Genomic DNA, 12400 nt, shown 5'->3' with positions numbered 1-12400 from the left:
TATGTCTGGTTCCTCGATACCCGCGCGGCAGGCCGGCGGCCCGGTCCTTCCGGCGACCTACACCACCGCCTCTGGCGTCCCACGCTACAATCCGGTCTCCCAGGCCCTGCACTGGCTGACGGCCATCCTCTTCCTCGCCATCCTGCCGCTCGCCTGGGTCGCCCTCGCCCTTCCGAACAGCGAGGCGAAGGGCACGATGTTCGTGCTGCACAAGTCGGTGGGCCTCACCATCTTCGCCGTGGTGGCGATCCGCATCGTGTGGCGGATGATCAGCCCGGCGCCGGCCGATCCGAAGACGCCGAAGGCCCTCGAACTCGTCGCCAGGGTCAACCACTGGCTGCTTTACGCGATCTTCCTGATCATGCCGGTGAGCGGTTACCTGCTCAGCGCCTTTTCCGGCCGCTCGACCCCGTATTTCTGGCTGTTCACCATCCCGGGCCTGGAGAAGAACGAGGCGCTGCACAACGCCTTCGAGTCGGTGCATGTGTTCGGCCAGTTCGCCGTGTACCTGCTCGTGATCCTGCACATCGCCGGCACGGCGTGGCACCTCGTCATTCGTCGCGATGGCGTGCTGGAGCGGATGCTGCCGGTTCAGGACGGGCGCGGCAGCCGCTGAACGCTCAGGGCGTCACCTTGCGCAAAACGAGGGTGACGCCCGTTTCGGGATCGCGCCGCCATCCGCCGTCTCCATTCGGGACGAGATCGATCGTGTGGCCGCGCTTGGCCACCATCGTCATCCGGCCATCGGCGAAGCGCCACGTCACGGGGTCGAACACCTCGATGCCGTCATCCCGGCATCCGGGCAGCAGCTTCACCGTGCCATCCGCCGTGAGGCCGAGGCGGCAGGTGCCCTGCTGGCGCAGGCGATCGACGCGATAGGTCCCGGCCTGCTGCAACAGGGCCGGCGATGGGGCGGGAGCCACGGCCTCCGAGGACGACGGCACCGCCGCCGGAATGGCGGCAGGAGTCGCCGACGGCATCTCGGCCGACGGAGGCTCCGCACCCGGCGGACGCATTCCCACGGTGTCGAGGGGCACGAGGCTGTAGGTCTCGCCGTTCTCGGTGGCGGCGTAGCTGCGCCGGTCCTGGCGGCGCTTGAACGGCAGCACCGGGCGAACGTTGGCATCGACCAGCCGCACCGCCTCTTCCGAATAGAGCCAGCCCGCGACCTTGGCCATGAAGGGCAGGGCGCGGCGGCATCCGGCGGGGAAGTTCACCTTCTGCCCGGCCGGTCCTCGATCAGGCAGCAGCGTCATCACGCAGCGCCGGTTCGTGCCGTCTTTGGACAGGTCCCAGGTGCCCGGCACCTCCGCGACCTTGGTCGGCAGCGTGTCCTCGGGGATGGCCGGTACGGCGGGCGCAAGAGCCGGCGCCGGACCCGGGGCGGGCGCGGGCGTCATCGTGTTCTCGGGCGGCTGCGCGCCGAGGGAGAACCCGAGCGACGGGGAAAGCCCATCCTGCTGCGCGAACCCCGCCACCGGATACAGCGCGAGGGCGGATGCGAAGGCGAAGGTGACGGCGGGCTTCACGCCTTCGGACTCCAGGGAGTCTCGGACACGGGGGTAATCGGCCCACGCCCCTCGAACCATGACAGCACGTTGTCCACGACGAGCTGTGCCATCGCGGTGCGGGTGTGCTCCGACGCCGAGCCGACATGCGGCAGCAACACGGTATTTTCGAGCGCCATAAGCTCGGCCGGGACATGCGGCTCGTTCTCGAACACATCGAGCCCGGCGCCGTGGATCGTGCCCGCCTTCAGCGCCTCGGTCAGGGCCGCCTCGTCCACCACGCTGCCGCGCGCCACGTTGACGAGAATGCCTTCCGGCCCGAGCGCCTCCAGCACCTCAGCGTTCACGAGTCCCTTCGTCTCGGCGCCGCCCGGCGCGACGACGATGAGCACATGCACCGCCTTGGCGAGGCCGACGGGGCTGTCGTGATAGGCATAGGCCACGCCCTCCTGGCGGTTGCGGCCGTAATAGGCGATCTCGACCTCGAAACCTTCGAGCCGCTTGGCGATGGCGCGGCCGATCCGTCCCAGCCCCAGGATGCCGACACGCCGCCCGCGCAGGGAGGCGGTGAGCGGGAAGGGCGCCTTGGGCCAATGCCCCTCGCGTAGGTAGCGGTCGGCCTGGGGCAGACGACGGATCGTCGCAAGGGCGAGGCCGATGGCGAGATCCGCCACCTCGTCCGTCAGCACGTCGGGCGTGTTGGTGACGATGATGTTCCGCTGCGCGGCGGCCTTGGCATCCACCGCATCGTAGCCGACGCCGAAATTCGCGATGAGTTCGAGGGCCGGGAGCCTGTCCATCAGCGCGCCGTCCACGCCGCCGCCGACGCACAACCCTCGGATGCGCGGCCCGACTTCGTGAAGCAGCGCATCGGGATCGGCGGCACCGTCCAGACGATGGACCGTGAAGCGGCTGTCGAGGGTGTTCTCGACCAGGGGATGCATCCTGCGCAGGAGCAGGATCTCGGCGGGCTCGGCTCCGGGCATCGTGGCGGGCCTCATGACGGGGGAGAAGTTGGGAAAGGAGCAGTGCAGGCTAGGCCATACGCCGATGCAGCGGGCCTAGGCTAGAAGCGGCGCGCGGCGCCCCTTCCGAAAACGCCCGCCGATCCTTACTAAGGAGGTTCGGACAGGAGCGACAGCGCCGCGCCGAGGCCATTCCCGAAGACAGCAAGACCATGACCAGCCCTCGCACCCTCTACGACAAGATCTGGGACGACCATGTCGTCGATGTCCAGCCGGACGGCACCAGCCTCCTCTACATCGACCGCCATCTCGTACACGAAGTGACGAGCCCCCAGGCGTTCGAGGGGCTTCGCGTCGCCGGCCGCAAGGTCCGCGCGCCGAACAAGACGCTCGCCGTCGTGGACCACAACGTCCAGACCACGGATCGCTCGAAGGGCATCGACGACCCGGACAGCCGCATCCAGTTGGAGGCGCTGGCCGAGAACGTGCGCGACTTCGGCATCGAGTTCTACGACGCCCTCGACCGGCGCCAGGGCATCGTCCACATCATCGGGCCGGAGCAGGGCTTCACCCTGCCGGGCCAGACCATCGTGTGCGGCGATTCTCACACCTCGACGCACGGCGCGTTCGGGGCGCTGGCTCACGGCATCGGCACGTCGGAGGTCGAGCACGTGCTCGCCACGCAGACGCTGGTGCAGAAGAAGGCCAAGAACATGCGCATCACCGTCGACGGCAGGCTGCCGGCGGGGGTGACGGCCAAGGACATCATCCTGGCGATCATCGGCGAGATCGGCACGGCCGGCGGCACCGGCCACGTGATGGAATATGCCGGCGAGGCGATCCGCGCCCTCTCGATGGAGGGCCGGATGACGATCTGCAACATGTCGATCGAGGGCGGCGCCCGCGCGGGCATGGTCGCCCCCGACGACATCACCTTCGCCTACGTGAAGGACCGGCCGAAGGCGCCGAAGGGCGAGGCCTACGACCGGGCGCGGGCCTATTGGGAAAGCCTCGTCACCGACGAGGGCGCCCATTTTGACCGAGAGGTGCGCCTCGACGCGGCCAACCTGCCGCCGCTGGTGAGCTGGGGCACGAGCCCCGAGGACGTGATTTCGATCCAGGGCCGCATCCCGGACCCGACCGAGATCGCCGACGAGAACAAGCGGCAATCGAAGGAGAAGGCGCTCGCCTATATGGGCCTGACGCCGGGCACGAAGATCACCGACATCGCCCTCGACCGCGTGTTCATCGGCTCCTGCACCAACGGGCGGATCGAGGATCTGCGCGAGGTCGCCCGGGTGGTGGGTGAGCGCAAGGTTCACCAGAACGTCTCGGCGATGATCGTGCCGGGTTCCGGCCTCGTGAAGGCGCAGGCCGAGGCCGAGGGTCTCGACAAGATCCTGAAGGCGGCGGGCTTCGATTGGCGCGAGCCGGGCTGCTCGATGTGCCTCGGCATGAATCCCGACAAGCTGCGGCCGGGCGAGCGCTGTGCCTCGACCTCGAACCGCAACTTCGAGGGCCGTCAGGGGCCGCGCGGGCGCACCCATCTCGTCTCCCCCGCCATGGCGGCGGCGGCGGCGGTGGCGGGCCGTTTCGTGGATATCCGCGAGTGGCCGAGCGCCTGACGACGAGAAAATGACGGCGCGGCGGAATCGTGATTGACGCAGGCCCCCGCGCCGCCTAAACGAACCCCGTCGCTGGCCAAGGCCGGCGGCGAGCCCAGGTGGCGGAATTGGTAGACGCGCTGGTTTCAGGTACCAGTCTCGCAAGAGGTGAAGGTTCGAGTCCTTTCCTGGGCACCATCAGCGGCCTAAAGCGCTGATCCGCAATAAATCAAAACACAGCAAAGAGTGAAGACCTCACCACCTGCAAACAGGTGTTTGGTCTTCGTCTCGAGTTGCCTCCGCCAGCAGAGCGTAGAGGCTTTCCGAATTATTAGCTGTGCGGCTCATCCGGGCCTCTTTCGTCGGCGCGGTGATCGCTCCGCCGCTGGCGAATTCCCTTCCCAACATCTCGGCCCATGAAGCCGCATGTTTTGGGAATGCGCCGCCTATCGGCTGTGCGTATGCTGGACGAACTGTGGGTTCGGGGTCGCTATGCGGCAACTCAACATCGTCGTCATCGGCGGTTCGATCGCTGGATTGACCGCCGCGCGCCTGCTCGCGCGGAGCGGGCATGACGTCTCGGTGTTCGAGCGTTCGGCGGCCGCGCTCACGGGCCGGGGGGCGGGCATCGTCACGCATCCGGGACTGCGTGCGGTGCTGCAACGCTGCGGCAGCCCGGCCGGCGCGGTGGATCTCGGTGTTATCGTCGAGGGACGCCGGGTTCTCGACCGCGACGGGCGCGTGATCGCGGAACGGAGCCTTCCGCAGATCCTCGCGGGCTGGGGACGCCTCTACCGTTTGCTGCTGGACGGGCTGCCGCAAGGCACCGTTCGCTACGATGCGGCGCTGTCGCGGGTCGAGCCGCAGGGGGACTGCGTTACCGCGTGTTTCGCCGATGGCCGTCGCGTCACGGCCGACCTCCTCATCGGGGCCGATGGACAGTTTTCGACGGTGCGGGCGCAATTCCTGCCAGCCGTCGCACCGGCTTACGCGGGCTACATCGCGTGGCGCGCGATCGTGGACGAGGCCGCGCTCTCACCCGAGACGCGCGAGGCGATCTGCGGCCATTTCGCGTTCTGCCTGCCCCCGGGCGAACAGATCCTCGGCTACCCGGTCTCCGGCCTCGAAGAGGAGGCGGTGCCCAAACGATGCTTCAACGCGGTCTGGTACAGGCCGACGCCCGAGGCCGCACTCAACGCGCTGCTGACCGATACCGGCGGAGTCCGCCATGCGCTGTCGATCCCGCCGGGCCGGATCAAGCCTGACGTACTGGCGGCCATGCGCGCCGACGCGGAGCGGGTTCTCGCACCGCCGTTCACCGAGGTCATGGTGCGTGCCGACCAACCGTTCCTGCAAGCGATCCTGGACATCGAGACACCCACCATGGTTCCGGCCCGTGGCGTCGCCCTGATCGGTGATGCGGCCTTCGTCGCGCGCCCCCATGTCGGGATGGGCGTGACCAAAGCCATGGAGGATGCGGCCGCGCTGGTGGACGCGTTGGAGGACGCGAGGGGCGATGTCGCGGCGGCGCTCTCCGCCTTCGATGCAAACCGCTGCGCCTATGGCGCGGCCATCGTGGCGCGGGGCCGAGACCTCGGCGCCTATATGCAGGCGCAGCAGCACGGTGATGCCGAACGTCTGGCGGCCGAGCGGTTTAGAACGCCCGAGGCGGTCATGGCGGGGACGGCGGTTCCACCGCCCTAGGGCCAATTCCGCGAAACTTGGGGCTCCCCCGCGAACCATCATTGCGACCGGAGGGGCGCAATGTTTGTGGGATCAGGACGACGTCGTCGGAGGAAGATGGGTCGGAAGCGCGAGCGGCTCGTTCGCGCTGTCCAGAAACTCGACGGTCGTGAAGATCAGCTCCGTCTCACCGATATTGGCGAGGTCGTGGGTCATCGATTCGCCCGGTCCGAAGGACAGGTGCTGGATGTCGCCCGCCGCGTAATCGACCTCTGCCATCCGGCCATCGCCGTAATGCGATCGGGCTCGGCCCGAGGTCACGGCCGTCCAGAAATAGTCGAGGACATGGGTGTGGAAGCCGATCCGGGCGCCCGGCGGCAGCACGATGGTCCAGACCCGGCAGCGGGCATCCTCGGAGAGCAGCTTGGTGCCGACGCAGCCGTTCGTACGGGCCTCGGCGAATTCCTGGGCAAGGTGGTGCGGCAGCGACGTTTCCACCGGTGCGGTTGTCTGAGCCATGGCGCGTTCCTCCCCTCGCGAGACTAGCGCAGGCTGCGCGGAAGTCACCGTGGCGCCGTCCTGGCGGGGGCCGCCGTCGTCACGAGCCGGCGGTGGGTCGCGAGCAATCCCGGCAGGGCGGCGTCGAGCATCGCGGCTCGCACCGCGTCGCGGTTCGCCGTTCCCTCAATCCCGTAGACCTGCGAACGCAAGCCGACATAGACGAGGGCGCCATGGATGCCGAAGAGCAGTTCGAACTCTTCGGTCGTCAACGGCTGGTCCTGCGGGCTTGGGAGGTCGGATTCAGCCCGCATTCCTTCGAGGAGCGGCGCGAAGATCCGCTCGCGGATAAGTCCAAGATAGCGGCTCGGCAGGTCGAAACCTTTCAACCCGGCCGAGACGAAGATCCGCAGCCATGCGTAATCGTCGATCCGCCCCTGATAATCGATCTCGAATCGCCGGAAGCGTTCGAGGCAGGGCTGTGAGGTGTCGCGCACCGTCGCCTCCCAGCCAGTATCCCAGCGCTTGAGGTAGACCTCCTCGTAGATCCGCTCGATCAGCGCCGCCTTGGTCGGGAAGTAGCGGAACAGCAGCGGTTGCGTGATGCCGAGCCGCCGGGCGAGTTCGCGGGTATGCCCGTCGAGGCCGACCTCCGCGAAATAGGCGATCGCCCCCTCGACGATCTGGCGCTCGCGGCTCTGCGCCGTCAGCCGCCGGCCGGCTGGCTTCGCGCTCGTCTCCCCCGCCGGCCCAGTTGACGTCATCCCGATTTCGCCTTCTATTGAGCGAACGATCAATAAGGGCATCCAGCCTGTCCCACGGGGCGGTTAGGGGCAAGCCCACAGGGAGGAGGAACCGCGCGTGAAGGCGCCAGACTTCGCCTATGTGCGTCCGGCATCCCTGGACGCGGCGCTGGCCCTGCTCGCCGAGCATGGCGACGAGGCCGTTCCCCTGGCGGGCGGCCAGAGTCTCGTCAGCGCCCTGAACCTGCGGCTCTCGGCGCCGAGCCTTCTGGTCGATCTGAACGCGATCCCGGAGCTCGCGGGCGTCAGCGAGGCCGACGGCGTGGTGCGGATCGGTGCCATGACCCGCCACCGTGATGTCGGCGGCGCGGCCATCGTGCGCCAGCGCCTGCCGCTGCTTGCCGCCGCCATGCCGTACATCGCCCATCCGGCGATCCGGAACCGGGGCACGATCGGCGGTTCGGTGGCCCTCGCCGACCCCGTTACGGAATGGCCCGCCTGCTGCCTTGCCGCCCGCGCCACCATCGTCGTGCGCAGCCCGAGCGCGGAGCGGCGCATCGCGGCGGAGGATTTCTTCCTCGGCCTCTACACGACCGCCCTCGAACCCGGCGAGATCGTCACCGCCATCGAGTTCCCGGTCGCGGAGGCGGATGCCGTGTGGGGCTTCGAGGAGCTGGCCCGGCGCCTCGGGGATTACGCCCTCGTTGGGCTCGCGGCGACGGGGAAGCGGAGCGGGACGGGGCTCACCGACTTGCGGCTCGCTTTCTTCGGCGTAGCCGACCGGCCGATCCTGGCGGTAAAGGCCGCCGCCGCGCTGGAGGCGGGCGATCTCGCGGGGGCGCAGAATGCGCTGGCCGACGAGCTCGATCCGCCGGACGATCCCTCCGCCAAGGCCGCGACGCGCCGCCATCTCGCCCGCGTCGTCCTCGGCCGGGTGGCGGGCCGGATGCGCGACGGGACCATGCTCGAGGAAGGCTCCCATGGCGTCTGACAGTCCAGACCGCGAGCACGCGATCAGCTTCACGCTGAACGGCGAGCCCGTACGGACCCACGTTCCGGCGCGGATGCATCTCGGTGATCTGCTGCGGACCTCGTTCAGCCTCACCGGGGTGCATCTCGGCTGCGAGCACGGCGTCTGCGGCGCCTGCACGATCCTGGTGGACGGCCGGGCGACGCGATCCTGCCTGATGCTCGGGGTCCAAGCGGACGGCGCCATCATCGAGACAGTGGAGGGGCTGACGGAGAGCGGCAGCATCCGCGACCTGCAGGACGCCTTCCACACCCGCAACGCCCTGCAATGCGGCTATTGTACCCCTGGGATGCTGGTGACGGCGGCCGAATTACTCACCGAGGACCATTCGGACCTGTCGCGGGAGGATATCCGCGCGGCGATCTCGGGCAATTACTGCCGCTGTACCGGCTACCACGCCATCGTGGATGCCATCGCGACGACTGCCGAGACGCGCCGGGCCGCCCGCCGGGAGGCCGCAGAATGAGCGCGGATCAGGGCAGCCTCACCTTCCTCGACCGTCCGAACAGCTATATCGGCCGCTCCGTCCCCCGGCCGAACGCGCGGCGCCTGCTGGAAGGGCGCGGCATCTATGTGGACGACGTGGCGGTGTCCTCCCGTCTCGCCCACGTCGCGTACCTCCGCAGCCCGCATGCCCATGCCCGGCTCCTGTCCGTCGAGACGGCGGACGCCAAGGCGATGCCCGGCGTGATCGCGGTGGTGACGGGCCCGGAACTCGCCGAGGTCTGCACCCCCTGGGTCGGGGTGCTCGGCCACTTCAAGGGCCTGCGCTCGGCACCCCAGCACGCCCTGGCGACCGACCGCGTGACCTGGGTCGGGGAACCGTTCTGCGCCGTCGTCGCCCGGAGCCGGGCCGAGGCGGAGGACGCGCTCGCCGCCATCGCCGTGGATTTCGAGCCGCTGCCGGCGGTGGTCGACATGGAAACGGCGCTGGCGCCCGAGACCCCGCCGATCCACGCCGAACTCGGCGACAACCTCGCCTTCGAGCGGTGTCTCGATGTCGGCGATGTGGACGCGGCCTTCCGTGATGCAGCCTGCGTCGTCGAGGAGACCTTCCATTTCGGCCGGCACACGGGTGTCTGCCTCGAGCCACGGGCGATCATGGCCGATTGGGCGGCGGCGGATGGGATGCTCACCGTCCACCACTCGTTCCAGGCGCCGCACATGATGCAGGACATCCTGTGCAAGCACCTCTCGCTCCCCGAAGGGGCGGTGCGGGTGATCTGCAAGGATGTCGGTGGTTCCTTCGGGATCAAGGTCCACATCTACCCCGACGAGATGGCGACCTGCGCCCTCGCGCTGATGCTGAAGCGGCCGGTGAAGTTCATCGCCGACCGGCTGGAGAGCTTCCAGAGCGACATCCACGCCCGCGACCACCGCGTCACCGCGCGGATGGCGTTCTCGGCCGAAGGTGACATCCTCGCCCTCGACATGGACGACCTCACGGGGATCGGCCCCTACTCGGTCTATCCGCGCACCAGCGCGGTGGAGGCCAACCAGGTCGTGAACCTCACCGGCGGTCCCTATCGCCACCAGCATTACCGCGCCCGCGCCCGGGTGGTGCTCCAGAACAAATCGCCGACCTGCCAGTACCGGGCGGTGGGCCACCCCGTCGCCACCATGGTGGCGGAAGGGCTCGTGGATCTCGGCGCGCAGAAGCTCGGGCTCGATCCGCTGGCGATCCGCGAGCGCAACGTCATCCCGGATGACGCCTATCCCTGCGCCGGCGTCTCGGGGATCAAGCTCGAGAAGCTGTCGCATCAGGCGGCGCTCTCCAAGCTCAAGGCGATGATGGACTACGATGGCCTGCGGGACGAGCAGGCGCGGCTTCGCAATCAGGGCATTTACCGGGGCATCGGGCTCGCGGCCTTCATCGAGATCACCAACCCCTCGGCGGCGTTCTACGGCGTCGGCGGCGCGCGCATCTCCTCGCAGGATGGCTGCACGATCCGCCTCGATCCGCAGGGCGGCGTCGTCGCCTCCGTGAGCGTCACCGAGCAGGGCCAGGGCACGGAAGGCATCATCGCGCAGATCGTGGCCACCGCCACGGGCGTGCCGATGGAGAAGGTGAAGGTCATCACCGGCGACACGCAGGCGACGCCCTATGGCGGCGGCACCTGGGCCTCGCGCGGGGCGGGCATCGGCGGCGAGGCTGCTTGGCAGGCAGGCAAGGCGCTGCGGGCCAACGTGTTGGCGGTGGCGGGCGCGATCCTCCAGGCCGAGCCGGACAGCCTCGACATCCGCGACGGCGCGGTGGTGGACGGGTCGAGCGGGACGGAGCGCATGGCGCTCTCGGAACTCGGCCGCATCGCCTACTTCCGGCCCGACACGCTGCCGCCGGGGGTGCAGCCGGAATTCGTGGCGACCCGCCACTACGTGCCGAAGGACTACCCCTTCGCCTTCACCAACGGCGTGCAGGCCTCCTACGTCGAGGTCGATGCGGAAACGGGCTTCGTCACGCTCCTCAAGCACTGGTGCGTCGAGGATTGCGGCACCGTCCTCAACCCGCTCCTCGTCGATGAGCAGATCCGGGGCGGCATCGTCCAGGGAATCGGCGGGGCGCTGTTCGAGCACTGCCTCTACGATTCCGAGGGGCAGCTTCTGAACGGCTCGATGGCCGATTATCTCGTCCCGATGGCGGGCGAGATGCCGGATATCGCGGTCGCCCACGTCGTCTCGCCCACGGCATCCTCCGAGATCGGCGCCAAGGGCGCGGGCGAGGCGGGCACGGCCGGTGCGCCTGCGGCGGTGGTCAACGCCATCAACGACGCGCTCGCGCCGCTGAACGCCCGGGTCTCCCGCCAGCCGGTGACGCCGGATGTGGTCTTGGAGGCGCTGGGGCTCATCTGAACACCACCGTCTTTGCGAGCGACAGCGAAGCAATCCAGGGCAGCGGGACGCCCCCGAACAATGCGCATCCCCGGATTGCTTCGCTCCGCTCGCAATGACGTGGTGAGGTTGGAAAACGAAGAGGACAACATGGGCCACGGTCCTCCCAAGAGACCGGGCCCACGAGGAAACGCCACTGCAACGGAGGGACGAGGGGATGGGAACGGGCTTCGACAGGCGCAGGCTGCTTCAGGGCAGCGCCGCCGCATCCGCGATGGCGCTCGCCGCCCCCGCGATCCTGCGTTCCGCCGCCGCGCAGGGTGGGCCGATCCGCATCGGCTTTCCCACCCCGCTCACCGGCGCCTTCGGGGCCGAGGCGAACGATCAGGTCCGCGCCGCGCAGCTCGCGATCAAGGAGTTCAACGAGGCCGGCGGCTTCCAGGGCCGTAACGCCGAGCTTCTGGTTCGCGACGACAAGCTCAACCCCGGCGAGGCGGCGACCCGGACGCTGGAACTCATCGAGAAGGACAAGGTGAACTTCCTCGTCGGCGGGCTCTCGGCAGCGGTGACGCTGTCGACCAACAACGTCGCCCGCGAGCGCGGGGTGATCTACAACTCGATCAGCCAATCCGATGCGATCAACGAGGCGAAGGATTTCGGCCGCACCACCTTCCACGAGGCCCTGAACCCGCACATGACGGCGGGGGCGGTGGGCCGCTACGTCTTCCCGAAATCCGGCAAGCGGGTCGCCTTCCTCAGCGCCGACTACGCCTACGGCCACGAGATGGTGCGCGGCTTCAAGCGCGCGGGCGAGGCGGCGGGCATCGAGGTCGTGGCCGACATCCGCCACCCGATCGGCGCCTCCGACTATTCGGCCTTCCTGCCGCGCATCGCGGCGCTGAAGCCCGACGTGCTGTGCCTGTGCAATTTCGGCCGGGATCAGGTGGTCTCGATCCAGCAGGCGACCGAGTTCGGCCTGAAGCGCAACACCAAGCTCGTGGCGCCCATCCTTCTCTTCACCGCCCGCAAGGCCGGCGGCGACGCCTTCGATGGCGTGATCGGCGGGACGTCGTATTACTGGCGGCTCGAAGACAGCGTGCCGACCGCGAAGGCATTCAACGACCGCTTCCGCGCGGCCTACAACGGCGCCGTGCCCTCCGATTACGGGGCGCTGGGCTATGCCGGTGTCCGCTCGGTGCTGGAAGGCGTGAAGGCCGCCGGCTCCACCGAGACCGACAAGGTCGTCACCGCGATGGAGAACCTGAAGGCCGATTTCTACAAGGGCCCGCAGAGCTTCCGGAAGTGTGACCACCAGTCGGTGCAGTCGGTGCTGATCGTCGAGGCGAAGTCGAAGGACATGAAGACACCCGACGACGTCTTCACGATCCTCGGCACCGAAGGCCCGGACGAGAAGTACCTGCGCGGCTGCGACGAACTCGGGCACAAGGCGTGATCGCGTGAGTGCATCGGGCGGCTTCGTCATCGGGAGCGCATCCCCTCTCCCCGTCTTGCGGGGAGAGGGTTTTGCCGACCTCGTCGT

11 protein-coding genes and 1 tRNA gene are annotated in these 12400 nt (G+C 68.6%); 8 read left to right on the top strand and 4 right to left on the bottom strand.

Annotation, left to right across the window (positions count from 1 at the left end; all coding sequences use genetic code 11):
- The first annotated feature begins 1 nt into the window (after nt 1).
- Entirely contained in the window at nt 2–616 is a 615-nt protein-coding gene (locus ACS5Q7_RS04090) for a cytochrome b (protein WP_478338152.1), read from the top strand.
- A 4-nt stretch (nt 617–620) separates the two neighbouring features.
- Here the strand turns inward: ACS5Q7_RS04090 and ACS5Q7_RS04085 are convergent, their stop codons facing one another.
- Nucleotides 621–1529 carry an AprI/Inh family metalloprotease inhibitor gene (locus tag ACS5Q7_RS04085; RefSeq protein WP_478338151.1) on the bottom strand — a complete coding sequence of 303 codons (909 nt, stop codon included), beginning with the start codon at nt 1527–1529 and terminating at the stop codon, nt 621–623.
- Nucleotides 1526–2494 carry a 2-hydroxyacid dehydrogenase gene (locus ACS5Q7_RS04080; protein WP_478338150.1) on the bottom strand — a complete coding sequence of 323 codons (969 nt, stop codon included), beginning with the start codon at nt 2492–2494 and terminating at the stop codon, nt 1526–1528. The genes ACS5Q7_RS04085 and ACS5Q7_RS04080 overlap by 4 nt, the downstream gene beginning before the upstream one ends.
- A 191-nt stretch (nt 2495–2685) precedes the next feature.
- Here ACS5Q7_RS04080 and leuC point away from each other — a divergent pair, with 191 nt between their 5' ends.
- The 3 genes from leuC to ACS5Q7_RS04065 all read left to right on the top strand — a co-directional run bounded on the left by leuC (nt 2686) and on the right by ACS5Q7_RS04065 (nt 5781).
- Nucleotides 2686–4098 (top strand): 3-isopropylmalate dehydratase large subunit, encoded by a 1413-nt coding sequence (leuC, locus tag ACS5Q7_RS04075; RefSeq protein ID WP_478338149.1) that lies wholly within the window; start codon nt 2686–2688, stop codon nt 4096–4098.
- Nucleotides 4099–4190: 92 nt separating this feature from the next.
- Nucleotides 4191–4275: transfer RNA gene (locus ACS5Q7_RS04070), tRNA-Leu, on the top strand.
- 294 nt (nt 4276–4569) lie between these two features.
- Entirely contained in the window at nt 4570–5781 is a 1212-nt protein-coding gene (locus tag ACS5Q7_RS04065) for an FAD binding domain-containing protein (protein ID WP_478338148.1), read from the top strand.
- A gap of 72 nt (nt 5782–5853) precedes the next feature.
- Here the strand turns inward: ACS5Q7_RS04065 and ACS5Q7_RS04060 are convergent, their stop codons facing one another.
- Both ACS5Q7_RS04060 and ACS5Q7_RS04055 read right to left on the bottom strand, forming a co-directional pair.
- On the bottom strand, nt 5854–6279 hold the full coding sequence (locus ACS5Q7_RS04060; RefSeq protein WP_478338147.1) for a cupin domain-containing protein: 426 nt from the start codon (nt 6277–6279) through the stop codon (nt 5854–5856).
- 44 nt (nt 6280–6323) lie between these two features.
- Complete coding sequence (locus tag ACS5Q7_RS04055; RefSeq protein ID WP_478338146.1) at nt 6324–7022, bottom strand: TetR/AcrR family transcriptional regulator; 699 nt, start codon at nt 7020–7022, stop codon at nt 6324–6326.
- Between the two features lie 97 nt (nt 7023–7119).
- Here ACS5Q7_RS04055 and ACS5Q7_RS04050 point away from each other — a divergent pair, with 97 nt between their 5' ends.
- The 4 genes from ACS5Q7_RS04050 (at nt 7120) to ACS5Q7_RS04035 (ending at nt 12313) form a co-directional block, all read left to right on the top strand.
- Nucleotides 7120–7992, top strand: coding sequence for an FAD binding domain-containing protein (locus tag ACS5Q7_RS04050; protein WP_478338145.1), 873 nt, complete (start codon nt 7120–7122; stop codon nt 7990–7992).
- On the top strand, nt 7982–8497 hold the full coding sequence (locus ACS5Q7_RS04045) for a (2Fe-2S)-binding protein (RefSeq protein ID WP_478338144.1): 516 nt from the start codon (nt 7982–7984) through the stop codon (nt 8495–8497). The genes ACS5Q7_RS04050 and ACS5Q7_RS04045 overlap by 11 nt, the downstream gene beginning before the upstream one ends.
- Entirely contained in the window at nt 8494–10881 is a 2388-nt protein-coding gene (locus ACS5Q7_RS04040; protein WP_478338143.1) for a xanthine dehydrogenase family protein molybdopterin-binding subunit, read from the top strand. The genes ACS5Q7_RS04045 and ACS5Q7_RS04040 overlap by 4 nt, the downstream gene beginning before the upstream one ends.
- Nucleotides 10882–11077: 196 nt before the next feature.
- The gene (locus ACS5Q7_RS04035; protein WP_478338142.1) at nt 11078–12313 is read left to right on the top strand and encodes an ABC transporter substrate-binding protein; all 1236 of its coding nucleotides are present in this window, start codon (nt 11078–11080) and stop codon (nt 12311–12313) included.
- Nucleotides 12314–12400: the final 87 nt, after the last annotated feature.

The organism is Methylobacterium sp. Gmos3, assembly GCF_056430985.1.
Note: the sequence above shows the minus strand (reverse complement) of the source record. Positions and strands in the feature narration are given on the sequence as shown.

What these genes read in the sequence shown, in the direction of transcription:
- ACS5Q7_RS04060 (WP_478338147.1), bottom strand. Translation starts at nt 6,279, where the DNA reads ATGGCTCAGACAACCGCACCGGTGGAAACGTCGCTGCCGCACCACCTT.
- ACS5Q7_RS04055 (WP_478338146.1), bottom strand. Translation starts at nt 7,022, where the DNA reads ATGACGTCAACTGGGCCGGCGGGGGAGACGAGCGCGAAGCCAGCCGGC.
- ACS5Q7_RS04090 (WP_478338152.1), top strand. Translation starts at nt 2, where the DNA reads ATGTCTGGTTCCTCGATACCCGCGCGGCAGGCCGGCGGCCCGGTCCTT.
- ACS5Q7_RS04040 (WP_478338143.1), top strand. Translation starts at nt 8,494, where the DNA reads ATGAGCGCGGATCAGGGCAGCCTCACCTTCCTCGACCGTCCGAACAGC.
- ACS5Q7_RS04045 (WP_478338144.1), top strand. Translation starts at nt 7,982, where the DNA reads ATGGCGTCTGACAGTCCAGACCGCGAGCACGCGATCAGCTTCACGCTG.
- ACS5Q7_RS04080 (WP_478338150.1), bottom strand. Translation starts at nt 2,494, where the DNA reads ATGCCCGGAGCCGAGCCCGCCGAGATCCTGCTCCTGCGCAGGATGCAT.
- ACS5Q7_RS04035 (WP_478338142.1), top strand. Translation starts at nt 11,078, where the DNA reads ATGGGAACGGGCTTCGACAGGCGCAGGCTGCTTCAGGGCAGCGCCGCC.
- ACS5Q7_RS04065 (WP_478338148.1), top strand. Translation starts at nt 4,570, where the DNA reads ATGCGGCAACTCAACATCGTCGTCATCGGCGGTTCGATCGCTGGATTG.
- leuC (WP_478338149.1), top strand. Translation starts at nt 2,686, where the DNA reads ATGACCAGCCCTCGCACCCTCTACGACAAGATCTGGGACGACCATGTC.